20 protein-coding genes and 6 pseudogenes are annotated in these 22,553 nt (G+C 46.3%); all 26 read right to left on the reverse strand.

The window, feature by feature from the left end:
* Nucleotides 1-61 precede the first annotated feature (61 nt).
* The 26 genes and pseudogenes from JCM10519_RS17045 to JCM10519_RS31210 all read right to left on the reverse strand — a co-directional run bounded on the left by JCM10519_RS17045 (nucleotide 62) and on the right by JCM10519_RS31210 (nucleotide 22,527).
* Entirely contained in the window at nucleotides 62-331 is a 270-nt protein-coding gene (locus JCM10519_RS17045) for a hypothetical protein (RefSeq protein ID WP_347844563.1), read from the reverse strand.
* Complete coding sequence (locus JCM10519_RS17050) at nucleotides 297-722, reverse strand: hypothetical protein (RefSeq protein WP_347844564.1); 426 nt, start codon at nucleotides 720-722, stop codon at nucleotides 297-299. Before JCM10519_RS17050 ends, JCM10519_RS17045 begins: the two co-directional genes overlap by 35 nt.
* Nucleotides 646-1,956 (reverse strand): ComEC/Rec2 family competence protein, encoded by a 1,311-nt coding sequence (locus tag JCM10519_RS17055; RefSeq protein WP_347844614.1) that lies wholly within the window; start codon nucleotides 1,954-1,956, stop codon nucleotides 646-648. Before JCM10519_RS17055 ends, JCM10519_RS17050 begins: the two co-directional genes overlap by 77 nt.
* A gap of 27 nt (nucleotides 1,957-1,983) precedes the next feature.
* Nucleotides 1,984-2,331, reverse strand: a pseudogene (locus JCM10519_RS31160) (DUF4131 domain-containing protein); the annotation flags it as partial.
* A 150-nt stretch (nucleotides 2,332-2,481) separates the two neighbouring features.
* Entirely contained in the window at nucleotides 2,482-3,492 is a 1,011-nt protein-coding gene (locus JCM10519_RS17060) for a GerMN domain-containing protein (RefSeq protein ID WP_054740658.1), read from the reverse strand.
* A 17-nt stretch (nucleotides 3,493-3,509) separates the two neighbouring features.
* Complete coding sequence (locus JCM10519_RS17065; RefSeq protein WP_054740659.1) at nucleotides 3,510-4,952, reverse strand: ATP-binding protein; 1,443 nt, start codon at nucleotides 4,950-4,952, stop codon at nucleotides 3,510-3,512.
* A 27-nt stretch (nucleotides 4,953-4,979) separates the two neighbouring features.
* Nucleotides 4,980-5,848 (reverse strand): annotated as a pseudogene (locus tag JCM10519_RS17070) (DegV family protein).
* 107 nt (nucleotides 5,849-5,955) lie between these two features.
* Nucleotides 5,956-6,813, reverse strand: a complete 858-nt coding sequence (locus tag JCM10519_RS31165) for an ATP-binding cassette domain-containing protein (protein WP_347844615.1) — start codon at nucleotides 6,811-6,813, stop codon at nucleotides 5,956-5,958.
* A gap of 98 nt (nucleotides 6,814-6,911) precedes the next feature.
* A pseudogene (locus tag JCM10519_RS31170) lies at nucleotides 6,912-7,676 on the reverse strand (ABC transporter ATP-binding protein).
* Between the two features lie 84 nt (nucleotides 7,677-7,760).
* On the reverse strand, nucleotides 7,761-8,900 hold the full coding sequence (locus JCM10519_RS17080; RefSeq protein ID WP_054740662.1) for a hypothetical protein: 1,140 nt from the start codon (nucleotides 8,898-8,900) through the stop codon (nucleotides 7,761-7,763).
* Nucleotides 8,901-9,233: 333 nt separating this feature from the next.
* Nucleotides 9,234-10,771 (reverse strand): annotated as a pseudogene (gene gpmI, locus JCM10519_RS17085) (2,3-bisphosphoglycerate-independent phosphoglycerate mutase).
* A 251-nt stretch (nucleotides 10,772-11,022) separates the two neighbouring features.
* Nucleotides 11,023-11,775, reverse strand: a pseudogene (tpiA, locus tag JCM10519_RS17090) (triose-phosphate isomerase).
* A gap of 102 nt (nucleotides 11,776-11,877) precedes the next feature.
* Entirely contained in the window at nucleotides 11,878-13,089 is a 1,212-nt protein-coding gene (locus JCM10519_RS17095) for a phosphoglycerate kinase (protein ID WP_054740664.1), read from the reverse strand.
* Between the two features lie 142 nt (nucleotides 13,090-13,231).
* Nucleotides 13,232-14,262 (reverse strand): annotated as a pseudogene (gene gap, locus JCM10519_RS17100) (type I glyceraldehyde-3-phosphate dehydrogenase).
* A gap of 119 nt (nucleotides 14,263-14,381) precedes the next feature.
* Nucleotides 14,382-14,546 (reverse strand): PhoU domain-containing protein, encoded by a 165-nt coding sequence (locus JCM10519_RS31175; RefSeq protein WP_347844565.1) that lies wholly within the window; start codon nucleotides 14,544-14,546, stop codon nucleotides 14,382-14,384.
* Entirely contained in the window at nucleotides 14,522-16,051 is a 1,530-nt protein-coding gene (locus tag JCM10519_RS17105; RefSeq protein WP_347844566.1) for a Na/Pi cotransporter family protein, read from the reverse strand. The genes JCM10519_RS31175 and JCM10519_RS17105 overlap by 25 nt, the downstream gene beginning before the upstream one ends.
* Nucleotides 16,052-16,277: 226 nt before the next feature.
* Complete coding sequence (locus JCM10519_RS31180; RefSeq protein ID WP_347844567.1) at nucleotides 16,278-17,186, reverse strand: hypothetical protein; 909 nt, start codon at nucleotides 17,184-17,186, stop codon at nucleotides 16,278-16,280.
* Entirely contained in the window at nucleotides 17,113-17,472 is a 360-nt protein-coding gene (locus tag JCM10519_RS31185) for a hypothetical protein (protein WP_347844568.1), read from the reverse strand. The genes JCM10519_RS31180 and JCM10519_RS31185 overlap by 74 nt, the downstream gene beginning before the upstream one ends.
* A 29-nt stretch (nucleotides 17,473-17,501) precedes the next feature.
* The gene (locus JCM10519_RS31190; RefSeq protein WP_347844569.1) at nucleotides 17,502-18,284 is read right to left on the reverse strand and encodes a hypothetical protein; all 783 of its coding nucleotides are present in this window, start codon (nucleotides 18,282-18,284) and stop codon (nucleotides 17,502-17,504) included.
* On the reverse strand, nucleotides 18,209-19,396 hold the full coding sequence (locus JCM10519_RS31195; protein WP_347844570.1) for a hypothetical protein: 1,188 nt from the start codon (nucleotides 19,394-19,396) through the stop codon (nucleotides 18,209-18,211). The genes JCM10519_RS31190 and JCM10519_RS31195 overlap by 76 nt, the downstream gene beginning before the upstream one ends.
* A gap of 7 nt (nucleotides 19,397-19,403) precedes the next feature.
* Nucleotides 19,404-19,943, reverse strand: a complete 540-nt coding sequence (locus JCM10519_RS17115) for a carbohydrate ABC transporter permease (RefSeq protein WP_347844571.1) — start codon at nucleotides 19,941-19,943, stop codon at nucleotides 19,404-19,406.
* Nucleotides 19,944-19,948: 5 nt separating this feature from the next.
* On the reverse strand, nucleotides 19,949-20,224 hold the full coding sequence (locus JCM10519_RS31200) for a hypothetical protein (protein ID WP_347844572.1): 276 nt from the start codon (nucleotides 20,222-20,224) through the stop codon (nucleotides 19,949-19,951).
* Entirely contained in the window at nucleotides 20,221-20,637 is a 417-nt protein-coding gene (locus tag JCM10519_RS31205; protein ID WP_347844573.1) for a sugar ABC transporter permease, read from the reverse strand. Before JCM10519_RS31205 ends, JCM10519_RS31200 begins: the two co-directional genes overlap by 4 nt.
* A complete protein-coding gene (locus JCM10519_RS17120) occupies nucleotides 20,529-21,134 on the reverse strand; it encodes a sugar ABC transporter permease (protein ID WP_347844574.1) in 606 nt (201 codons plus the stop codon). Before JCM10519_RS17120 ends, JCM10519_RS31205 begins: the two co-directional genes overlap by 109 nt.
* A gap of 96 nt (nucleotides 21,135-21,230) precedes the next feature.
* Nucleotides 21,231-22,349, reverse strand: coding sequence for an extracellular solute-binding protein (locus tag JCM10519_RS17125; protein WP_347844575.1), 1,119 nt, complete (start codon nucleotides 22,347-22,349; stop codon nucleotides 21,231-21,233).
* The gene (locus JCM10519_RS31210) at nucleotides 22,327-22,527 is read right to left on the reverse strand and encodes a hypothetical protein (RefSeq protein WP_347844576.1); all 201 of its coding nucleotides are present in this window, start codon (nucleotides 22,525-22,527) and stop codon (nucleotides 22,327-22,329) included. Before JCM10519_RS31210 ends, JCM10519_RS17125 begins: the two co-directional genes overlap by 23 nt.
* Nucleotides 22,528-22,553: the final 26 nt, after the last annotated feature.

The raw sequence follows: 22,553 nt of genomic DNA on the forward strand, positions 1-22,553 counted from the left end.
CCTTCCTCTCTGGCTTGACTTTCTTAATGAAATCAAACACGTATTTCCTTTTTTACTCTCTCTAATTATACCGGGAGAACTTCTCTCCGTCAACGAAACTTTCAAACCGGATCCTCTCCCCATCGGTCCACATTCTTATGGCCCCTCCTTCTCCTGTTTTAAAAACCTCTGTTCCCCTCTCCTTTAAGCGGTCTAAAACCTCCTGATGAGGGTGTCCGTAAGAATTATCCACCCCATAAGACACCACAGCCCACCGGGGCTTTATTGCGTCGAGAAATGCTTCCCCAGAGGAATATTTAGAGCCATGATGGGCCACCTTTAACACGTTCACCTCTGCCAGCAGCGCCTTTCCCCGGCCCTTTCCAAAAGCTCCTTCTCTCCTTTTTCTTCCATGTCTCCTGTAAACAGCATGCGGCAGTTCCATAGTCTATTTTTAATACTTCTGACTCCTCATTGGCAGTTTCCGGCCTGTCTTCTATTCCTGGATACAGGCATGTAATGCGAATGTCTTCCACCTGGACCCAATCACCTCCTGCCACATACTTCACTTTGGTTCCCCGCCGCCTGGCAAGCTCCGCCAGCTTCTTGATTGCCTCATCCTCCCTTCCATGATAGGGGAGCATGAGATTTTCAATTCTTATATCTTCACTGTTCTCCAAAAGATAGGCCACACCGCTTAAATGATCCTGATCCCCATGGCTGATGAATGCAAAATGAATCACAGGTACCCCTAAACTTTTCAAACAAGGCTCCAGGGAATATTTGCCCAGAGATTTTTTTAGAAGAGCTTCCTCCATCCACTAAAACAGCAGATCTTCCTGCCCGCAGCAGGATGCCATCACCTTGTCCCACATCGAGAAACACGGCTTCCAGCCCATTTACTGGGCCAGGCTTTAAAAGCAGGATGCAAAAGCAATACATCCCTGCCAGAAAAAGAACCTTTAAACCATAGGAAATTCTTTTCTTCTCTTCTTTATTCTCCCCGGCTCTATGCTCCTCATACTCCTTCCATATGTTCAAAGCAGCCATTCCTGCAAACAGAATAAGACCATAAGCCGCCAGCCGTCCAGTCTCCGGCCTGCCAAAGGTCAGGCTGTATCCAGGAAGCCCTTCCATGCTTTTGCAGATCCATTCATAAAAAGCAAGTATATAATGTCCTGTTCCCGCAGCACCGGTCCCAAGAAGGGGACTGAAGCTTCCAAGAAAGATAACGCCGATTCCGGAACAAACCACCCAATCCATTAAGGGGATAAGCAGAAGATTTAAAAACAGACCATAGAAAGGAATCTGATAAAAATGATACAGTGTAATAGGCATGGTGACGATTTGTACCGCTGCTCCTGTGGAAATCGCGCCTGACAGAAAATTCTTCTTTCCAAGCCAGTTTCCAAGGAGGGGACCTGCCCAGCCGATTGCATAAACAGCCCCAAAGGACAACTGAACCCCTCCATTCATAAGGAGCATAGGCGACTTAAGTCCCATAAAAAGCAGCGCCAGGGAAGCGGAGGACAAAAGATCATAGGTTCTTCCAAGATAAGCGGCCAGAAATGCAATTGACATCATAATCACAGCCCTCACCACCGAAGGACCGCTGCCTGTTAAAATCCCATACATAACCACCAGAATGGTTCCTGCCAGACCGGCGCCTCCAAGTCCCATTCCGGTTTTCCTTAAGATCCGGTAAAAAGAAAGGCCGAGGAAGGACATATGCATGCCGCTGATTGCAAGAAGATGGGAAATTCCGTTCTTTTGATATAAAGATTTAATATCCTCCGGAAGCCCGCTTGTATCCCCTAAAACAGCTGCCGTTAAAACGCCGGCATCTTCTTTGGGGGTGTACTTATAAAGGAGGGAACGCCCCCATTCCCTGGCCTGGCGTATCCCGTCTAAAAGAGGGGCTTCTCCTGGATCCAGAATCTCCAGTTCCTTCCCAATAAATTTTCCGTCTATTCCCAGCCCCTGATAATATGCCTTGCTGTCAAACTCCCCCGGGTTCCTGGCCGGTGAAAAGGGTTGTACCTCCCCCTTCACTTTGATGAGCTGCCCAAGGCGCAGCCTTTTATTCCCGTTATCACCTATGCGTTGAAGATCCAAAGGCTTAATAGACACCATCAGATGTGAAACCCGGCAGTAAGCCTCCTGCTTTAGTACCCGGTTTTCCTTTAGAACAATCTGAAGAGACCCATTCTTTTCTTCAAAAGAAGAAACCCTTCCCTCTGCCTCCGCATAACCGGCCGAAAGCTCCTCAATGACCATTTCCCTCTCTTCCCATCTTTTGCAGTCATATCCGGCCCAGGCCGCGCCCAGGTATAAAAAAAGAAGAGGCAAAAGAACCCAAAGCCGGTCCCTGCCTCTCCAATAACCATAAAGAACAACCCCGGCAGCAAAAAAAAGCCGGAATCAAAAGCCAGGATGTCAAAACCAGCAAAGCGGCAGTCTCTCCAAGTACAAATCCCCCTGCGATCAGACATAATGGGCGTTTTATTGTTCTGTTCCTCCTATATCATTTGGTACTTCCTCATTTTCCGCATTGTAATCCAGGTTGCGTTCAAAAAGCTGGTTTAAGGAAATGGAATCCCGAAACATGACTTCCTGAGAACCGCCCACCGTAATCTGCACCTTATTGATGGAAGAGGCTGCAGCCAGGGAATTCACAATAGAATAAATCGGGATATATTCCTTTACCTCCAGGGTGTTATTAAGAAATGCGGAATCAAAATTAATGTAACAGATGTTTTCATTGACCGACACATTAAGAAGCTTTGTATCCTTTGGCAGAGTCGGGTTCATCCCCGGCCTTCCCGGACCGGCGATCAGCTGTTCAATGACCAGCTTTTCCAGGGAAGTGTTTACGTTATGCACCACTTCTCTTGTCTCCTTAACCAGCTTCTCCCCGGTATCATCAGCGAAATACAGGGGCAGCTCCGTCTTCTCATAGGAATTGACGTTACTGATGTTGTCAATAAAATCGGAATTTGCCATAGGGCCTACCGGACTTCCCGAGCTGTCCATCAGGGGCTGTTCCGCTGTATACACAGCAACATAATCCACCCCTTTTACCTGGGTCAGTGTCCTTACCAGGGAAGACCTGCATAAAATCTCTCTGGTTGCATTCATCATGGCATAATTGTTATCAAAATACAGATAAAGAACCGTGTCCTCCAGCTTATACCGCTCAAAGCCCACCTTATCCGGAACCGCAGCCTGACGGTCCAGATCCTTTGGTACAGTCCGAAGCTGTTCCATCAGATTCCTGATCCTCCAGTCCGTCACATCTTCCAAGTCTCCTTCCGGCTTCTGCGGCATGTGATACTCCTGTGGTTCCATCTTTGTCATGGCAGAGTTCAGGTAATAAATCTGGTAAACATCACCGGCGTTTTCTGTTCCATCTCTTTTTCTTCCGTCACAGCCGGTCAGGCACAGAAAGCACGCCAGAAGAAGGAGAACACCCCGTTTTGCCGGGTGAAAAAGTATGCCTGAAAGGCGTTTCATCTAATAGCCTCCTGTTTCTAAGAAATATAAGTGAGTGGAATCCGTACGGTAAATGTGGCTCCCTCGCCCTCTTTGCTCTGAAGTTTCAATGCTCCCTGATGCATCAGCACAATTTTTTTTGTAATGGAAAGACCAAGGCCTGTGCCTCCTGTTTCTCTGGATCTGGCCTTATCTACCCGGTAGAACCGTTCAAACACATGCTCCTGGAACTCTTCCGAGATCCCGATTCCAGAATCCGCCACCTTTACGTAAAAAAACTTATGATCCGCATCCAGGGTAACCCGTACCCAGCCGCCTTCCACATTGTATTTGATGGCATTCTCCACCAGATTGCTTAAAGCCAGGGACAGCTTCATCTCATCCACATCGGCAATGACCTCCCTGATACTTTCAAAGGTAAGCTCCACATTGCGTTTTCCAGCAATGGGGCGCAGCCTTTTTAAGATCAGCTCCATCAGCCGTTGATATTCACCTGGGCAATGTTTAAATTTCCCCCAGCAGTCTTGTCCCATGCGGACCAAAGACAGCAGGTCATCAATGATCTTGTTTTCCCGCTCGATTTCATCGGAGATATCACTTAAAAATTCCCGGTAAAGCTCTGCCGGAACGTCTTCCATTCCCATGAGGGAATCAGCCAGCACCCGAATGGACGTGATCGGGGTTTTCAGCTCATGGGAAACATTTGATACAAATTCTTCCCTGGACTGGTCCACCGCCTTAAGCTTCTTTAACGTCAGGTTAATGGTTTCCGTAATCTGCAGGGTTTCCTTATAAGCATAGGAACTGATATTCCCGTCCATATCTCCCTCTGCCGCCCTGTTTAACATCCGCTGCAGCTCCCGGAAAGGCTTCATTAAAAGTGTGGCCAGAAAAAACACAAATATGGCCAGAACGGAAAAGATCATAAGCTGAAGAAAAGCTCCCTTTTCCGACATAGCGGACACCCGGTTCAGCAGATCCTCCGTGGATGCCGTCACGATCATGACCCCGGCAATTTCCTTTTCCTGGCTGTTGGAATAAATGGGAATCGTCAGCGCCGAATAATGTTTTTCAAAATTATATTTGCTACCGTTTTCTCCGTCAAAACAGCGGATAACCTCCTCAGATACATTGAGCTTACCCGTAGAAAGGGAAAAGGTGTCGCTGATGATCCTGAAATTCCGGTTCACCACCACGATCCGTCCATTGAACATATCTGCCTTTACAGACATTTCATTGTCCAGCAGAGGGTCCCTTGGCTCCATAGTCAAGTATCCGATTCTTGTCATTTTGTTGCTTAATATCCAGCACTGGTTTTGGATATCCTGCATTCTGGACTCAATGAGGTTCTGCCGGTAAGTACCCAGCATGACTGAATTCTGGATAAATACCGGTATGATTCCGACCACAATAAGGGCAATGATCAGAGTGACCCGCAGGCTTATGGCATGTTTCTGATTAAAAAGCCTTATCTGGAACATGATCCTGCACCTCCAACCTTATTCCTGTCATACATCCAGCCTTTTCGTACAAGCGATTGCCAGCGCTCCCGGCCCTATATGGCAGGATACACTTAAAGAAAGATTGTCCACGTGGATTTCTCCCGTCTTTGGAAAAACCTCTTCCAGCTCCTTCTTAAACTCCAAGGCAGCCGCCTCATTATTGGTATGGGCAACGGCAATGCTGGTGCGGATCCCTTCCGGATCGCCGAAGCGCTCCTCTATATCCTTTTTCGCGGCTGTGATCATCATGGTTTTGGCCTGCTTCATGGTTCTTGCCTTCGCAAAGGCGTCCAGCTTCTCTCCCTGAATGGTAAGAACCGGTTTAATCCTTAAAAATGTCCCTAAAAGAGCTGCTGCCGGAGTGATTCTTCCGCCCTTTTTTTTAAATATTCCAACGTATCCAGGGTAATATAAATGGTAGATTCCATCTTTGTCTCTTCCAGTTTTTCCTTAATGGCAGCAGCGGTCATTCCTAAGTCTGCCAGCCTCCTGGCTTCCAGGACTGACTGCCTTTGAGTGACGGAAATTCTCTGGTTATTGACCACAAACACTTTTCCCTCGTAATCTTCCGCCAGCATAAGAGCAGTCTGACATGCACTGCTCAGTCCGCTGGACATGGGAATGTGTACGATTTCCTCATACTCCTCTAAAAGCCTGTTCCATAAATCCATAAGATCGGCCGGAGATGGCTGAGAAGTGGAAATATCCACTCCTTCCTCCAGCTTTTCATAAAAATCCTTCTGTGTCAGGCTGATATCTTCATAAAATGTTTCCCCGGCCATCATAAACGGCATGGGTATTACGTAAACTCCAGCTTCTTCCCCCTGTTTCTGGGTAATTCCGCTGTTGCTGTCTGTTATAATAGCTACTTTCATTTCCATTCTCCTTTATTTCTGCAGGCAATGAACCAGGCGCAGGAATGCTTGCATTTCTGCATCTGGCGAATGCTGCAAGGGTCAAATAGCTCACAGCTTGCTAGGGACTATTTGACTTCCTGCAGGCAATGAGCCAAGGCAGCCTGTTCTCCTTCACCCGCAGATGTATAAAGCTGATAATACATTCCCCGCTTTAAAAGCAGCTCCTCGTGATTTCCCTCTTCCACAATTTTGTTGTCGGACAATACCAATATCCGATCCGCATTCTGGATGGTAGTAAGGCGGTGGGCAATGGTCAGCGTGGTGCGGCCTACTGCCAGGCGGTCCAGGGACTGGGAAACCAGATGCTCGCTTTCGTTATCAAGAGCAGAGGTGGCCTCATCAAGGATCAGCACCTGGGGATTTTTAAGGAATACTCTGGCAATGCTGATGCGCTGCTTTTGTCCTCCTGAAAGCTTCACGCCCCGCTCTCCCACATAGGTTTCATAGCCGTCCTTAAGCCCCGTGATGAATTCATGGGCTCCGGCCAGTTTTGCCGCCTGGATCACTTCAGCCTTGGAAGCCCCTGGATGGCCGTATTCAATATTTTCAAAAACCGTTCCTGAAAACAGATAAACATCCTGCTGCACCACTCCTACAGCGCTTCTTAAGCTCTCCAGGGTTACATTCCTGATATCCTGGCCGTCAATGAGGATCTCTCCCTCCGTCGGATCATAGAAGCGGGGGATCAGGTTGCATAACGTGGTCTTTCCTCCTCCGGAAGGGCCCACAAGAGCTACCTTTTCTCCTGCTTTGATATCAAGGTTGATGCTGCTCAGCACCGGATTGTGGTCATCCGGATATTCAAAGGATACGTGATGGAAGTTGATATTGCCTTTTACATCATGCAGAGGCTTTGCTCCTTCTTCATCAAAGATGTCCACACTGGCATCCATCAGCTCCATAAAACGTTCAACTCCGGTCATTCCTCTCTGGAACTGTTCCGCAAATTCGATAATCCTGCGGATTGTGGCAAGCAGCGTGGTCACATACAAGGTATAAGCCACCAGATCCCCTGGCTCTATCAATCCCTTTACCATGAATATGCCGCCTGCAACGATGACCACCACATACATCAGACCGTCAAACATCCGGATGGTGTTCTGGAAAGCAGCCATGTATTTGTAGGTTTTCCGTTTAATCTCCAAAAACTCCAGATTATCCCGGTTGAATTTTTCAATCTCGATCTTTTCGTTGGCAAACGCCCGGACCACCCGGTTTCCAAGAAGCTGTCCTCGATCCTGGCATTCAGCTCACCGATGTGGTTTCTCTGATGCTTAAAAGCCTTTCTTACCTGCAGGTTAAAGTAGGTACAGGATACCGCCATAACCGGAATCAGCAGGAAAATGATAAGGGTCAGAGGGAGATTGATCCCTGAAAGGATAATAAAGGATACCACTGTCTTTAAGAAGGCAATGAAGAATTCCTCCGGACAGTGGTGGGCAAATTCCGTTACGTCAAATAAATCACTGGTGATCCTTGACATGATCTGCCCGACCTTTGTATTGTTAAAATAGTTATCCGACAGCTTCTGCAAATGTGCAAATGCATCCTGTCTCATATCGGTCTCAATAGCTGCTCCCATGACATGACCTGTGTAAGCCATGTAGAAGCTGGCCATTCCGTCTATGATCCTGAGGCCAAAATAAAGGGCACCGATCCCGATGATCATACGAACCGTAAGGGACGTCATATCTCTTAACCCCTGATTGGTAATATAACGTAAGATCAAAGGCAATACCATCTCACAGATGGTGGTAAGCGACGCACAGAATAAATCCATGACCATGACTTTCGTATATTTTTTTATAGTAGGGCACAAAGCGTTTTAACAATGTGCCCGTTTTCATCTCATTTTGTTTCATATAATCCTCTACTCTGTAATCTTAATATTTTTTATAAGCCCCAAAGCCCAATCCTGTTCTCCCGGCTTTCTGCTCACAACATTAATGTTCATGCGCTGTTCCTTGTAAAGCACCTGCGCGGACATCTTATAAAGGATTTCCTCTTCCTTCTCCTCTGGTTCATAAAAAGCCACCCGTGCTTTGGCCTTTCCTAAGTCAAAATCCTGGATTTCCGGCCCTTTTCCCTGCTCAAACCACTGGTTCTTAAACTCGGCCTTACGCCCTTCAAAAACCGCCGCATAGATGTAATAATCATGACCTCCATACCCTTCACCATCATAGTAATGGTCCATGCTGGCGCTGTTTGCCTCATCATAAAGAAAATTTCCCGGGATCCCAAAGCTCATGTTGCCGATCTTTCGGTAAACAAGATGCTTTCTGCAGCCAATGGAAACCTCCTCCGGAAAGGTTGACACGCCTTCTAAATCCACAGGAACATGGCCGTCAAGGCTGCATACCTCCAAATACTCCTTCTTGGGGAATGGGAGCCTGCGGTCCATGGAAAGCGCGGTTTCAAGGAGCTTGATGATTTCCTGGTTTACCTGCTCATCCTGCTTGCTGCGGACTGACGGCATGAAATAGCAGAATTGGTGAAGCAGAACCATGGCGCTGTTTCTGTAAAAATAAGCATCCTTTTCTAATTCATTCCATACAAAAAAATCCCTGGCAAAAGCAACGCCTATACCAGAATTCATCATCCCTTTTATCTCATTAAAAGAAAATGACCGAATATGGGTGACCAGTTTCCCCTCCTGACGGTCCGGTATATAATAAACCGCAGGCCAGCAAAACATGTATTCCCCATCCCCGCTCCATCCGGACACCAGTTTCATAAGATCAGAAAACCACTGGTAAAAGTACTTCTGTCTCATGGCAAGAAAGTCCCTTTTTATAAAATATCCGGTCCTGTCCTCGAGCCTGAGCCTGAGCTTTTCTTTTTTTGCCAGCCGCTCCAGAAAATCGATGGCCGCTGCATGGAAACCAGGACCGGCAATGTTTGTCTGGCTCTCTCCCTGCAGCTTGCTCCTGCTCCACTTAAGCCAGACATAACCTTCCTGGCATAGCTGTACAAGCAAAAATCCTTCGATCCGAAAACAGCGGTAGCCCATTTCCTTTGCCAGCTTTTTTTGCCATACCCTCCGCTGACTGGTGATTCCAGTCTATACCTGAAAATATTTTTTTTCTTTGGCTCCAAAGAAAATCTGATTCGAATACTCATCTGAAAACCTTCCTAAGATATCTTTCTCTATTCTATCTTATTTTCAATAGAAATGGAAGCATAAAACGAATATGGACGAATTTAATTTTCCGATTTACATATGTTTTCTATGTATTTTGCTTCAGAAAAGCAAAAATCAGGGCTGCCCAGTGCAGCCACTGGAAAGCCCTGATTTTTCTTTGGCATAATTTACTTCATAATGCAGCAGCTCCACAGCCTGGATTTATTTTACAAGTAAAGATTTTCCTGTCATTTCTTTTGGCTGTTTTAATCCCATAAGTTCAATCAGGGTAGGAGCGATGTCTGCCAGACAGCCGCCTTCTCTCAGCTTATAGGCTGGGTCTGCATTTACCAGGATAAACGGAACCGGATTGGTGGTATGAGCGGTAAAGGGGTCTCCTGTCTCATAATCCAAAAGCTGTTCTGCGTTTCCGTGATCAGCACAGATGAACAGAACTCCATTGGTTTCCCTGATGGCTTCCACGGTTCTTCCCACACATGCATCCACAGTTTCAATGGCCTTGATAGCCGCGTCTTCAATTCCTGTATGTCCAACCATATCCGGGTTTGCAAAGTTAATGATGATCACATCATATTTTCCGGATTTGATCGCCTCTACCAGCTTATCGCAAACAATGGGAGCGCTCATCTCTGGCTGCAGGTCATAGGTGGCAACCTTTGGAGATGGAACCAGGATTCTGTCCTCTCCCTTATTGGGCTCTTCCACACCCCCGTTAAAGAAAAATGTTACATGTGCATATTTTTCAGTTTCAGCAATTCTGGCCTGTGTCAGGTTGTTCTGGGCCAAAAATTCGCCGAAGGTATTTAAAATGGATTCCTTTTTGAAAGCAACCAGCTTGTTTTTAATGGTCTCATCGTAATCCGTAAAGCATACATAGGTCAGGTTCATGCGCTTTTCTCTTGAAAATCCTTTAAACTCATCATCACAGAAGGCTCTTGTTATTTCTCTTGCCCGGTCAGGACGGAAGTTAAAGAAGATCACAGAATCTCCGTCTTTCACCGTAGCAACCGGTTCTCCAGCCTCGGTCACAACAAACGGCTCCACAAACTCATCGAAAACCTCTTTATCGTAGGAAGCCTGGATACCGGCAGAAGCCGATTCCACGTGATTTCCTTCTCCCTTTGCCAGAGCATTGTACGCCTTTTCCACACGGTCCCAGCGGTTATCCCTGTCCATTGCATAGTAACGGCCCATAACAGAAGCCACTTTTCCTGTGCCGATCTCCTTCATCTTTGCTTCCAGTGCTTCCACGAAGCTCTTTCCGGATGCAGGAGGCGTATCACGTCCGTCCAGGAAGCAATGAACATAGACCTTATCCAGGCCGTTTCTCTTTGCCAACTCTAAAAGGCCGTAAATATGGGTGTTATGGCTGTGCACTCCGCCGTCGGATACCAGGCCCCACATATGAAGGCAGATCCGGATCTCTTGCAGTTTTCCACTGCCTGTAAAAATTCCGGCACCTCAAAAAAGTCGCCGTCATCGATTGATTTTGTAATCCTGGTAAGCTCCTGATATACAATACGGCCTGCGCCCATATTCAAATGTCCTACCTCTGAGTTGCCCATCTGTCCGTCAGGAAGACCTACTGCCAGCCCGCTGGCATTTCCCTTAACAAAAGGGCACTGGCTCATAAGCTGATCCATGATCGGGGTCTTGCCTTCACAGACAGCGTTATGGTCGCAGTTATCATTTAATCCATAACCATCAAGTATCATTAATACAATCGGTTTTCTGCTCATAACTAGTTCTCCTTTTTTTCTTCTTCATTCTATTGTAATAGAAGCATCTTACTACTATATCGTTATGCCTCAAAAGCGTGGGAAATCGAATGGAAATCATTGTCTCGCCATTTATATTTTACATGATTTGCCCATTTCTTGCAACCGGTGAATGATGAAATAATAACCAGGCTCCGGTACCTGCCTTTTGCCATGAGGAAAAGCTGCCGTCCCCCACCGTTTAAGGAAGGGAGGCAGCAGCTTTTACCCGCTTATTTGTTGTAATTTACGATTTTTCCAAACTCTGGCTTTAAGGATGCTCCGCCAACCAGGCCGCCGTCAATATCAGGCTGTGTAAACAGTTCCGGTGCGCTTGCAGCAGATACGGAACCGCCGTACTGAATGCGGATGGCTTCTGCTGTTGCTTTGTCGTAGATTTCAGCGATGCATGCACGAATGGCACTGCAAACCTCCTGTGCCTGCTCGGTCGTGGCTACCTTTCCGGTACCAATCGCCCAGATCGGCTCATAAGCGATAACCGCATTTGCTGCGTTCTCTGCCGGTACGTTTAAGAAAGCGATCTTAATCTGCTGGCGGATCCAGTCAATGGTGATTCCCTGTTCTCTCTGGGTCAGTGTTTCTCCGCAGCAAACGATAGGAGTGATGCCGTATTCAAAGGCTTAAGAACTTTTTTTGTTCACAGTTTCATCTGTTTCCGCAAAGTATTCCCTTCTTTCGGAATGGCCGATTACCACGTATTTCACGCCTGCATCCTTTAACATGGCAGGAGAAATCTCTCCGGTGTAAGCCCCTTTATCCTCATAATACATGTTTTCAGCACCAATGTTAATATTGGTTCCCTTTGCAGCCTCCATAGCAGGCATAATATCAATAGCAGGAACGCAGAAAACAACGTCTGCTTCATCATTTGCCACCAGAGGCTTTAAGGTATTCACCAGTTCTACCGCTTCGGTGGGAGTCATATTCATTTTCCAGTTTCCTGCAATAATTTTCTTTCTGGACATAGTATTAACCTTCCTTTATGTTCGACATTCAGAAGACCGTGGTCTCCTGTTTGCAAGGCCCGGACGGTTCTCCTTTATCCGGGCCGGTATCGTGAATTGAATTTATTTATTGTCTGCTGCAGCCACGCCCGGCAGCTCCTTGCCTTCCAGGAATTCAAGGGAAGCGCCTCCGCCTGTGGAGATATGGGTCATCTTATCAGCAAAGCCAAGTCTCTTAACCGCATTCACGGAATCACCGCCTCCGATAACCGTAGTAGCGTCGGAAAGCTCTGCAACCGCACGGCATACCTCTAAGGTACCTTCCGCAAAATTAGAGAATTCAAATACACCCATCGGTCCGTTCCAAACAACAGTCTTGGCGCCCTTTAAGGCATCCTTGAAAAGTTCAATGGTTTTTGGTCCGATATCAAATCCTGACCAGCCTGGATCAATAACACTTACTACCTTTCTTTCGGTATCATTGGAAAACTCCCTGCCTTCCACGTTATCTACCGGAAGCAGAAGCTTTACGCCCTTATTCTCAGCCTTTTTAATCATCTCTAATGCATAGTCAAGCTTATCTTCTTCACATAAGGAATTTCCGATTTCCTTGCCCTGAGCCTTTGCAAAGGTATAAGCCATGCCGCCGCCAATGATCAGTGTATCAACCTTATCAAGCAGGTTATTGATCACATTGATCTTATCGGAAACCTTTGCTCCACCCAGGATTGCCACGAAAGGACGTACTGGGTTTTCAACTGCCTGGCCCAGGAATTTGATTTCCTTTTCCATCAGGTAGCCAACCACATTGGTTGTTGTGTATTTTGTAACGCCTACATTGGAGCAGTGAGCTCTGTGAGCGGTGCCGAATGCATCGTTTACGAAAATGCCGTCGCAAAGGGAAGCCAGCTCTTTTGCATACGCTTCTGCGCTCTCATCCTTGCCGTACTTAGTCTCTTCCACTCTGTAACGGGTATTCTGAAGCAGAAGAACTTCCCCATCCTTTAATTCTTCAGCGATCTTTCTGGTCTCAGGACCTGTTACCTTTGGATCGTTTACAAATTTCACTTCTACTCCAAGTCTTTCACTTAAAGCAGGAGCAACGGGCGCTAAAGACATCTCCGGAAGAGGCTCGCCCTTCGGCTTTCCTAAATGGGAACAAAGGATCACTCTCGCGCCCTGGTCTAATAATTTCTTGATCGTAGGAACGGCTCCGTCGATACGGTTGAAGTTCTGAATCACTCCTTCCTTTAACGGTACGTTAAAATCGCATCTCACCAAAACTTTCTTTCCCTGTAATCCGGTTAAATCATCAACTGTTTTCTTATTAAGCATGTTTCAATGCTCCTTTCCTATTTACTGCCCACGTTTTCTGGGCATAAAGGGATACCTGAAAGGTACTTCCCATATTCTTTTCTTCTATATATTTATAAAAATAAAAGGCCCGGTCCATAACGACCGGACCCTTTGTGGATCATTAGCCTAATTCAGCAAAGTACTTAATTGTACGAACCATCTGGCTTGTATAGGAGTTCTCATTGTCATACCATGAAACAACCTGAACCTGGTATAAATCATCGCCGATCTTGGAAACCATGGTCTGAGTTGAATCGAATAAGGAACCAAATCTCATGCCGACAACGTCAGAGGAAACGATCTCATCAGTATTGTATCCGAAGGAATCGCTTGCTGCTGCCTTCATAGCTGCGTTAATGCCTTCCTTGGTTACGTCTGTACCCTTAACAACTGCTGTTAAGATGGTTGTGGAGCCTGTCGGAACCGGAACACGCTGTGCGGAACCGATTAACTTGCCGTTTAATTCCGGAATAACCAGACCGATTGCCTTAGCAGCACCGGTGGAGTTAGGAACGATGTTGGCAGCGCCTGCTCTTGCTCTTCTTAAGTCGCCTTTTCTGTGAGGTCCGTCAAGAATCATCTGATCGCCTGTGTAAGCATGGATTGTGCTCATGATACCAGACTGGATCGGTGCATAATCGTTAAGAGTCTTAGCCATAGGAGCCAGACAGTTTGTTGTACAGGAAGCAGCGGAGATGATCTTGTCATCTGCTGTTAAAACATTCTCATTTACACTGAAAACAACGGTTGGAAGATCATTTCCTGCCGGAGCAGAGATAACAACTTTCTTAGCACCTGCATCAATGTGAGCCTGAGCTTTGTCCTTGGAGCAGTAGAATCCTGTACACTCAAGAACTACATCAACGCCGATCTCTCCCCATGGAAGTTCAGCAGCTTTTGCCTGAGCATAAATTTTAATAGTCTTACCATCTACAGTAATGGAATCCTCGGAAGCTTCTACCGTGTGAATACCCTCACCATAATATCCAGCGTATCCGCCTGTGCAGTGTCATATTTTAATAAATGTGCTAACATCTTTGGATCTGTTAAATCGTTAATAGCTACTACTTCATAGCCTTCTGCGCCAAACATCTGTCTGAATGCAAGACGGCCAATACGGCCGAAACCATTAATCGCCACTTTTACTGCCATAATTCAATTCCTCCTAAGAATAAAATTAATTTGATTGTTAAATATTAATCAACTATCCTTTATTTTACCTAATATTCCACTAAATAGCAAGTCCTTTTTTAATTTTAATCCTGTTCCCCTTAAATCTCTTTCTTAACATAGCTGGCCAGATTATAGGAATGATCGGAAATACGTTCCAGATTACTTATAAGCTCCAGGAACACAACGCCTGACGAGGGAATGCACTCACCTGAGGAAAGCCGTTCGATATGTTTCTCCCTCAGCTCCTCCTCAAGAAGATCCACCTCATCCTCCACTTGCTTACCTTTCGGACATCTTCTAAGTCCCCCTTTCTTCTGGCTTCTATGGAATGGAAAAAGGATTTGTAAGCCGCCTGGCAGATGACTTCCAGATCAGAAGCACCGGTATCGGAGAAACTGATTTCATGCTGAACCATGTATTCCGCCTGCTCCGCCAGGTTTTCCGCGTGGTCTCCTACCCGCTCTATATCATTAATACTGTAAAATAAGTTGTTGACTACCAATTTTTGCTCCTCTGTCAGGGACAGATTGTCGATTTTGACCAGATATTCCATCAGCATCTTTTCCATATTATTGATCGTCTTTTCTGTTTTATACACTTCCTTTACTTTATCCGCATTTTTCGTGAGAACTGCGTCCATGGCACACTTCACATTTTCCAGGGTGATCTGTCCCATATGCACTACCTCCATGGAGGCTGTTTCCACTGCAAAAGCCGGGGACTCAAAGATCCTCTCATCAAGGTGCTTCATGGTAACCGCTTCTTCTCCGGAAAACTCACCGTCATCGCTTCTCCCTTCCGGAATGACGAGTCCTGATAGATTCACCAGCTGTTTCGCAAAGGGGAACAGGAGCAGTGTATTGGTCAGGTTAAAGAAGGTATGGAATATGGAAATCTGAACTGCAGTTATGTTATGTGCCGCCAAAACCGGAGAGACCATAAAAAGGAGGAAAGAACCGATGCCAAATATGACTGCTCCCATCACATTAAAAGACAAATGGATCACCGCTGCACGCTTTGCCGTCCTGGAGCCGCCGATACTGGAAATGAGGGCAGTTACGCAGGAACCGATATTCTGACCGAGAGTGATGAAAATAGCGGCATTGGTCGTAACCACACCGTTCATGGCAAGGGTCTGCAGGATACCTACCGATGCGGATGAACTCTGAAGGAGAGCCGTCACGATGGCTCCGATCAGCATGCCCAGCAAGGGATTTTTTCCTAAAATACGGAATGCCTCAGAAAAAAATAGGGGCATCGGTATAAGGAGAAATTGCTCCTGACATAAAATCCAGGCCGATAAAGAGCATGCCAAGGCAACCAGGATCTCCCCTATGGTTTTCCACCTCTGCCTTTTGCTAAACAGCAGAAGGACCGCTCCGATTCCGATAAAAAGAGGGGCCGAAAAGGAGGGCTGCAATATGGAAAATGCATCTCCTAACTGATTCATGGATACGATCCATGCCGTAATGGTGGTACCGATGTTGGCTCCCATGATAACGCCCACCGCCTGGGTCAGATTAAGCACCCCTGCGCTTACAAAGCCGACCACCATGACCGTGGTCGCTCCGCTGCTCTGGATGATGGCTGTTATGAGCGCTCCCAGGAGCACTCCCAGGAAACGGTTATTTGTAATCATTCCCAAAAACCGGCTCATCCTGCTTCCTGCACTCTTCTGCATTCCATCCGCCATGGTGTTCATGCCATACAGGAACATTCCCAGTCCCCCCATAAAGCCAAACAGACTCGATATGTCATTTATAGACATGTGTTACCTCCTTATAAACACTGATTATGGTTTTATTCCGGTGCATCTCCCTCTTTCCGGAAGGCACACCGTTTAAAATATAGCATAGGCGGAATTGCTTTTTCAATGTTTTTTAAAAATTATGTAAAAATTTGGTGAAATTGAAGTAAAATCAGTGCTCCCAGGAAAGCCAAAAGGCCGCCCTGCTGATCAAAAATCAGCGGGCGGCTTTTGCACGTTCCTTCACCTATAAGATATCGTTTGTTCCTCCAATTTTTATAGTAATAGATTTCACCTTTCCAGCTCTCAGCTTCATGGCATTATCACCAAAAAGCCCTGCTTCCTTTATCTCCGCCCTTTGTCCATCAAGGTATTCCAGTTCCATCTTTTCAATGCGGTAGGAACCCGGTATCATATCCTGCCTTTCAAAAAACTCATAGACGATTTTAGTTTTTCCTAAAAAGTTAGCTTCAACGGTTTTATCCTCCGGGATTAGATACCCGGGAATTGCCGGCTCAAAAAAGCAGCAAAGCTGTCCCTCTTCCATGCGGAAGGGCTTTTCTCCAAACATCATTATCTGCCACATTTGCAGGAATTCAGCCGTAGAACCGCTTAGTCTTGCCACAAAACCTCTTCCATGAAGCTTATCATCAGCATTTGCACTGCTTACAAGAAAAGAGGAATTCTCTAACAAGCTTCTTCCGTATACCTCCTCATCCAAGAACGGAATGCAGGCATTGCGGAAATCCTGGAAGAATTCATCATATAATTTTGATTGAAGCAATTCCAGCAGATACTTATATTCCATGTGGAGCCAAATGGACTCATTTTCCAGCCAGCCGGGAGAAAATGCTTTTGCTCTCCCGATCTCAAAGGAGGCATTGTCCAGGGATTCATTGACTCTGTACATCTTTAATTTGGTATCATATAATCCGGTCTTCTTAACCTGATGATACAAGGATAATTTTTCTTCTCTGGATACCGGCAGCTTCATATACCGGACAAACCCTTCCAGGAACAGAGGAAGCGCAGTGACCTGCAAATTTTCAGGAATGATATGAGTTCCGGCCATTTCATAACTGTCAAGCTGATGGATATAATAGGTGGGAATCCTTCCATCTTTTTTTGCAGGCTGATTGTATGCCTTCTTCCACATAGGAAATCCACTTTAAAAGAATACCACGAAACTCCCGTCCGGACATGGATATCTCATCTCCCCGGACTCCTTTCACCGTGATTGCCCGGTAGCGCTCCTTGTAACCATTGCACTCATTCCATACCCAAAGCCTGCTATTAGCCTTCTTTTCATAAGCAGCAAAGGTTTTATCCAGACCTTTGATAAAATCATACAGCTCGGCCGGTACCGTGACCCCTTCTTCATACCGCACCAAAGCGCTTTCCATAAATTTCAGCAAACGGTACAGTTCAAAGGTTTCCGGCATAGAGGAGCCTAAAAGTCCTGGGAGACCATTTAAGGCGTCATACCAGCCCGGCTTTCCCGCTCCATTTCTATCCCTAAGCCGGACATGTCGAGAGAAGCAGCTTTATTGGCAGCCAACACCACAAGCTTTGTCATCAGGTTTGTGACATAAACGGTTCCTTTTCCATAATCAGTGGATACTGAATCCTTTAATACTTCCATTTTCCGGTCCTCACAAAGTGCGTGGTACTGCCTGATTCCCCGCTCCGTCTGCACATAACGCTCATGGCGCGGCTTCACAACCGCCCTTGATTCATAATAGGTGTAGCTTTTATCAGAAAACAGAAGGTGTTTTTCCATTTCAGGATAAACGGAAAGATAGGTTTCAATCAAGTCAAGATGATAGGTCCAGTGATCAGTCCAATATCCTTCTCCAAAATCTGCGTGGAATTTAAGACTGCTGTGTTCCACCACTGCACTTAAAAATTCCTCCCTGCAGCATTCTAAGGAAATGGAATGCTGCTCCAGACAGGCAAACAGACTTCCCGGCGAAAATTCCTTCTGGAAAAATCCCCTCATAAGGCTCTTGCCGTCCTGTTTCACGTACTCAAGAATCTTATCCGGCCGTACGGCTTTATAAGTGACCTGGCGTACGACCAGGGGATTATACCCATCCAGCTGCAGCAGATTGTAAAACAGCTTGATGTTATGATCCTTTACATAAGGCGCAAATAAAACATCGCTTCGCCGGTTTTGGTTTACATCCCTGAAATTTCCGTTTCCCTGAGTGTAATACTCCGGAACCATGGAAAAATCATTGTAATCCCGCTCCATATCCCCATGCTTCCTGGAATACACATAAAAACAGAATCCTTCCCTGTTTTTATTGGAAATCCCCCCCGCAGAACGTTATCCACATAGGTCTGCTTACAATAGGCATCAAACACCGGATCAGAGGTTTTCGTGTGGATAAAGCTTCCCAGTTCCCGCGTTTTTTCAGCTGCACTGATGTATTTCTCTTCGAAATAGCTCCTGTCTAATTGGCCATCCCCATAATCGGACAGAAGCTTCTTAGAAGAGGCCTGACCTGCACAGTATTCCAGCCTACAGACTCTCCGGCAGACAAGACCCTGGTCAGACAGGAAAAGCCGGAAGGTACAAGATTTTGGGTGATCTGCCTTTTTTTGAAGAAGCTCCTCAAGACTGTGGCGGATCAGACCCAACGGATGTTCCATTGCCGTATCATATTCAAACACAAGCTCAGGATCAGCAATAATGGGAAGCAACTGGCCGGATTCTGATAAGGAGAGAAGGAAATTGCCTTCTTTCACCTTTGAAACAACTGCTGAATCCCCTGTGCTGTACCGCACCCGGTAATAAGGCATCCGCTTCTCCACATCCTCCACCTGCATCCAGGCCTTCATGGTCTGGGCTATTTCCTTCATTTCTTTTAATCCGATTCCATAAGGGATGACTTCTGGCATTCCATCCAGTATCTGAAGGTCCAGCTCCTGTTTGGAGATGTTTTGTATGGTCACCCGTCTCACCAGACCGGCAACCGCTTCATCGGGAAGGGTATAATACAGGACATTGGTTTTTAAGCCTCTTTCTTCGTTGATTTCTTCCAGCTCCAGTTCATTCATGCCCACATACATACGGGTTTTCACAGAGTCCAGGCGAAATGGCTCGTATACCTCACTCCCAACCTTTATAAAGGTGCGAAACCCCATATTCCTCACAAGCTGGTATGCCTGATGGGCCGGATAAAATTCCATAATGGAATGATTCTTGTTTTCCACACCAAAGCTTGCAACTGCCTGGCCCCGGTTCGTATAGAAACACCAGAGAGGAATACCGTAAATTCCGCTGATTCCAGGCAGAAAGCTTGAGAATACCGGTTTCTGATTATAATCTTCTATCGTAAATCTTCCTTTTGAATCAAACATTATTTCATCATCCTTTCACCGCACCTGCAACCAGGCTATCCTGAATCTGATTGCTCAGCATAAAATAAATAACAATGGTGGGCAGGGTGGCAATGACCATGCCCGCTCCGATCAGACCCCAATCAGTGGAATATTGGCCCGCAAAGGACATGATTCCCACGGGCAAGGTACGGTACCGGTCGCTGTCCACAAAGGTATTGGCTAACATCAGCTCATTCCAGGTTCCTAAAAAGGTAAAAATAGAAGCAGTGGCAACCGCCGGCTTGACGATGGGAAGTATAATGGCTGCAAAGCACCGGAAAATCCCGCAGCCGTCAATACAGGCTGCCTCTTCTATTTCTATGGGGATGCTTTTGTAAAATCCGATTAATATCATGATGCTCATGGGAAGAGCTCCCGAAATATAAGGAATAAGCAGCCCTAAGTATCCTCCCTTTAATCCAGTTTTATCAAGTACCTGAAACAGGGGCAGCAGGGCGGCCTGGGCCGGAATCATAATTCCCAATGCGAAAACTCCAAATACCAGGGATTTTAGCTTCCATTTCATTCTGGCTATGGCATAAGCAGCATGGCAGATAAAATCCCTGCAACAGCCACGGTGGCCATGGAATAAAATATGGAGTTTAAAAAGTACCGGATTAAGTTTGTCTGGGTAAACGCATTTCCGTAATTTTCCCATCTCCAGATCTGGGGAAGCCCGATGGGGTTTTCTCCAAATATTTCTCCATTGCTTTTTAAGGAAAAGGTAAAAAGCCAATATAAGGGAAAAAGCTGAGTCAGTGCAATGAGGCACAGCAGCAAAAACTTTATCTTTTTTTTCATCTTCATAGGACCGTCTCCTCATTTATATGGCTGATGCATTTTCTTCCGCTTTTTTTAAACAGCCTGCTCACAATAAAGGTAAGCAGCAGGCATTCTACTACAATGAAAAATGCCTGTGCGCTTCCATACCCGTATAGGCCTCTGCGGAATAAATTGTTGTACATCAGGGTTGCAGGCACTTCACTGGCATGGTTTGGGCCGCCTCCGGTCATGACATAGATTAAGTCAAAGGCTCTTAGGGAACCGGTAATGGAGAATATGACACAGGTCTTGATAACCGGAGCTAAGAGGGGCAGGGTAATCTTTGTATTCACCTGCCACTTGCTGGCGCCATCAATTTGGGCCGCCTCATAATAATCCTGGGAAATGGCCTTGATCCCTGCATAAAAATCAGCATATGATAACCGATGTACTGCCACACCGCAGGAATCAGAGTGGAGAGAAATGCAGTTTTTGGATTGGAAAGCCAGGAATAGGTAAAATCAGAGGCTCCCAGGGCGCGGATCAGCTGGTTTAAAAGTCCATATTCGCTGTTGAACATTTTCATCCAAAGCTGGCCGATTACCATACTGGAAATAACCACCGGTAAAAAGTAAACGGTACGAAAGAACTTTTCTCCTTTTACCCCTCTTGCCAGGACCATAGCCAGAAAAAGGGAGATGGGCAGCTGAATGAGTAAGGATGCGCCCACTAAAAGAAAGGAATTTAAAACGGCCTTTACAAAGTGGCGATCCTCTGCAAACAGCCTTATGTAATTTCCATGTCCGATAAACTTCATTTTCCCCATGCCATCGTACTGGAACAAACTGTAGGCTCCGGAAATAAAGAGGGGAATCATACTAAAGCTGATAAACAGGATGAGCGCAGGCAGCACAAAGCAGGCCACAAATCTCTTTTTTCCCAACATGTTATTCATGATCAATCTCCTTTGGGCAAAAATGGGTATCGCCTGTTTCTGTAAGCGATACCCCCTTTGCTCTTACTTACTTATTAATAGCTGCTTCATGTTCCTTTATAAACTCCCCCGTATCGGCGCCTGGAGCGACAGGGTCTGCACCTGTTCATTGTGAATGGTGGCAGGCTCCGCATCAAGAGAGGTATCCCATGCAAGGACTGAGGTCTTTCCTTGGGAAAGAAGATCCTTGATCTGTACGAAAAGAGGATTTAAGCCCTTTTCATCCACCTCTGTTTTCCAGCCGCTGAAGCCTGTGCCTGACTCATAAGCAGCTTCTCCCATCTTTTCGTTTATGTAGATTGCGAATTTAGCAGCCTCCTCCGGGTTCTTTGTGCTCTTATTTACCCAGAAGGATTCTACGAATCCGCCGCAATAATCGGTTTCATTTCCTTTGCCGGTAATCATGGGAATCTTCATTGCCACCACATCCTCCGGATTGATGGTAACGGCTTTATCTGTATAAATGCCGTTAGCAAACCAGCTTCCAATAAGCCTCATGGCGGCCCTTCCCGTGCCAAAGGCTGCATTGGCATCATCGTTGCCCTGCTCCAGAGGATTGGCTCCAAATGCGCCCATCTTGTATAATTCCTGGACCTTATCAGCTGCTTCCGCATAGCCATCTCCTTCAAAGGGAGCCTGAACGGAGAGCATCTTGTTGATTTCCTCTGCCCCTACAGTTCGCAGTGCCAGCGCCTGATAGATAAATGCCGCATTCCAGCCATCCTTTGCGCCGGAAGCCAAAGGAGTTACCCCTTCAAGGGCCTTCAGCTTTTCAACTGCGGATACCAGTTTGTCATATGTATCAGGAAGCTCTGCTCCTGCCTGTTCGAATAAGGCCTTATTGCAGTATAAGGTCATGTACCAGGAAAAGGAAGGAAGAGAATAGGCTTTTCCATTGTATTCAAAAGCTGCTGTAGAGCCTTCCAGAAGTTTTCCCTTAATCTCATCTGTGATATAGGAATCCAGAGGAAGGAGTTTATCCGCATTGACCATCTTTTTTGCGGTTCCTGCCCCCCAGTAATAGAACACATCAATTCCCTTTGCATCTCCTGCAAACTCCGCGGAGATCTTCGTCTTATAAGCCTCTGTATCCAGAGTCTGGGTGTTGATTTCCACATCGGGATTTTCCGCCAGGTAAGCAGCAACCGCCTCATCATATTTTTTTCTTAAGTTCATTGGTATCATTGGACCACTGGTGCCAGACATTTAACACCGTCTTTTCTGTCTTTCCCTCCCCTGAACTGCCGGCGTTTGTTGGAGCGACACTGCCTTTGCTTCCACAGCCTGTCATGCCTGCTGCCAGGGCTGCCGTAAGTGCCACGGCTGAAACTCTTTTTAATAAACCTTTTTTCATATCAATCTCCTCCTGGGTTTTCTTTG

Source organism: Clostridium sp. NkU-1 (assembly GCA_001312405.1).

Coding starts and splice junctions, on each gene's coding strand:
- JCM10519_RS31180 (WP_347844567.1), bottom strand. CDS start 17,186: ATGTGGAAGAAGGCATACAATCAGCCTGCAAAAAAAGATGGAAGGATT.
- JCM10519_RS17065 (WP_054740659.1), bottom strand. CDS start 4,952: ATGTTCCAGATAAGGCTTTTTAATCAGAAACATGCCATAAGCCTGCGG.
- JCM10519_RS17080 (WP_054740662.1), bottom strand. CDS start 8,900: ATGGGCTACCGCTGTTTTCGGATCGAAGGATTTTTGCTTGTACAGCTA.
- JCM10519_RS17115 (WP_347844571.1), bottom strand. CDS start 19,943: ATGAAATGGAAGCTAAAATCCCTGGTATTTGGAGTTTTCGCATTGGGA.
- JCM10519_RS31190 (WP_347844569.1), bottom strand. CDS start 18,284: ATGGAGCGGGATTACAATGATTTTTCCATGGTTCCGGAGTATTACACT.
- JCM10519_RS17105 (WP_347844566.1), bottom strand. CDS start 16,051: ATGTCTATAAATGACATATCGAGTCTGTTTGGCTTTATGGGGGGACTG.
- JCM10519_RS31210 (WP_347844576.1), bottom strand. CDS start 22,527: ATGAAAAAAGGTTTATTAAAAAGAGTTTCAGCCGTGGCACTTACGGCA.
- JCM10519_RS31200 (WP_347844572.1), bottom strand. CDS start 20,224: ATGAAGATGAAAAAAAAGATAAAGTTTTTGCTGCTGTGCCTCATTGCA.
- JCM10519_RS31195 (WP_347844570.1), bottom strand. CDS start 19,396: ATGTTTGATTCAAAAGGAAGATTTACGATAGAAGATTATAATCAGAAA.
- JCM10519_RS17060 (WP_054740658.1), bottom strand. CDS start 3,492: ATGAAACGCCTTTCAGGCATACTTTTTCACCCGGCAAAACGGGGTGTT.
- JCM10519_RS17095 (WP_054740664.1), bottom strand. CDS start 13,089: ATGCTTAATAAGAAAACAGTTGATGATTTAACCGGATTACAGGGAAAG.
- JCM10519_RS17120 (WP_347844574.1), bottom strand. CDS start 21,134: ATGAATAACATGTTGGGAAAAAAGAGATTTGTGGCCTGCTTTGTGCTG.
- JCM10519_RS31185 (WP_347844568.1), bottom strand. CDS start 17,472: ATGCCGGAAACCTTTGAACTGTACCGTTTGCTGAAATTTATGGAAAGC.
- JCM10519_RS31165 (WP_347844615.1), bottom strand. CDS start 6,813: ATGACCGGAGTTGAACGTTTTATGGAGCTGATGGATGCCAGTGTGGAC.
- JCM10519_RS17125 (WP_347844575.1), bottom strand. CDS start 22,349: ATGAACTTAAGAAAAAAATATGATGAGGCGGTTGCTGCTTACCTGGCG.